The 1,127-nt window shown below is 71.9% G+C and carries 1 protein-coding gene; it reads left to right on the forward strand.

Annotated features, from left to right (window positions below; genetic code table 11):
* Positions 1–19: 19 nt before the first annotated feature.
* Positions 20–1,127 (forward strand): condensation domain-containing protein (locus tag POF73_RS45745; protein ID WP_272125468.1); only part of this gene is annotated, 1,108 nt, incomplete at its 3' end.

Raw genomic sequence — 1,127 nt, forward strand, 5'->3', positions numbered from 1 at the left:
ACTTGCGGCGGTCGTCGGTGTGGCTCAGGACGTGCGTGTTGCCGCCGACGCGGGTGTGGGTGTGGTGCCGTGGACGCCGGTGATGCGGGCGTTGGGGGAGCACGCGGCTGCTCCGGAGTTCGCGCAGTGGGCGGTGGTGGGGTCGCCGTCCGGGTTGGGCGCGGAGGTGCTGGTGGCCGGTCTCGGCGCGGTGCTGGACACGCATGCGATGCTCCGGGCGCGGGTGGGCGAGGGGTTCACCCTCGTGGTCGGTGAGCCAGGCTCAGTGAAGGCGGATGCGCTGGTCACTCGCGTGGACGCATGTGATGCGGAGGCCGCTGATCTGGACGGGATCGCGGGCCGGGCGGCACGTGAGGCGGTGCGGCGGCTGGACCCGTCCGCCGGGGTGATGGTGCAGGCGGTGTGGGTGGACGCCGGGCCTGGTTGTGTGGGCCGACTGGTCCTGGTCGTCCACCATCTGGTCGTGGACGGTGTGTCCTGGCGCGTCCTGCTGCCCGATCTCCAGTCCGCCTGCGAGGCCGCAGCCGACGGCCGGACACCCGAACTCGCCCCCGTGGCCACGTCCTTCAAACAGTGGGCCACCCTCCTCACCGACCAAGCCACCTCACCCACCCGGATCGCCGAGTCCGACACCTGGGCGGCGATGTCACAGGTCCCCGATGTCCCGCTGGGCAAGCGGAAGTTGGACCCTGCGGCCGACACGGCCGGGACCATGACGCACCGCTCGTGGACCGTCCCGGCGCAGGAAGCCTCCCGCCTGGTGAACACGGCGCCCGCGCTCTTCCACTGCGGCGTGCACGAGGTGCTGATGGCCGGGCTGGCCGGAGCGGTGGCGAGCTGGCGTCCGGAAAGCGTGAGCGGCGGCGTGCTCGTGGACGTCGAGGGACACGGTCGAGAACCTCTCGCAGGCACGGATCTGTCCCGTACGGTCGGCTGGTTCACCAGCACCCACCCGGTGCGGCTGGACGTCACCGGCGTAGACCTGCAAGACGCCCTGAACGGTGGTCCGGCAGCCGGAGCCCTCCTCAAGGCCGTCAAGGAGCAGGTGCGCTCGACCCCCGGCGGTGACGCGCTGGGCCATGGGCTGCTGCGGTACCTCAACCCGCGGACGGGTGCGGTCCTTTCGC

Source organism: Streptomyces sp. HD, assembly GCF_028369295.1.
Taxonomy (GTDB): domain Bacteria; phylum Actinomycetota; class Actinomycetes; order Streptomycetales; family Streptomycetaceae; genus Streptomyces.